Raw genomic sequence first — 400 nt, forward strand, 5'->3', positions numbered from 1 at the left:
TCTGAGCACATTAGCGGCGTCGTCGGAGACGCCTATGCGCGGGATCAATTTTGTCCCGCACGAGGTCCTGGACCTCGACTTCAGCTCAAGCCGCAGTCCCCGTGCGCCGTACGGGAGCTTGCAGGGGCTCGCTCTGCCGGACGGGCAGGGAGAAGCCGACCGTCGTGCCTTCGCCGGGCGCGCTCTGGATATCCAGCGCGCCGCCATGCATCTCCACCAGCGACTTGGTGAGCGCCAGGCCAAGGCCGGTGCCCTGCTGGGTCTTGGAGTGCTGGTTTTCGATCTGCTCGAAGGGCCGCGCCAGCCGGGCCAGATCATCAGGCGCGATGCCGATGCCGGTGTCGCGCACAGTGATCCGCACCCGCTCGCCCTGGGGATCGGGGCGGGCGTCCGCCCGCAC

Annotated in this window: 1 protein-coding gene; it reads right to left on the minus strand. The window is 68.8% G+C overall.

Going from position 1 to position 400, the window contains the following annotated elements; genetic code table 11:
• Positions 1 to 85: 85 nt before the first annotated feature.
• The coding region (locus EVJ23_RS15100; RefSeq protein WP_131470827.1) for an ATP-binding protein at positions 86 to 400 on the minus strand (315 nt) is incomplete at its 5' end.

The sequence above is a fragment of the Exiguobacterium sp. SH1S1 genome, assembly GCF_004337245.1.
Lineage (GTDB): Bacteria > Bacillota > Bacilli > Exiguobacteriales > Exiguobacteriaceae > Exiguobacterium > Exiguobacterium aurantiacum_A.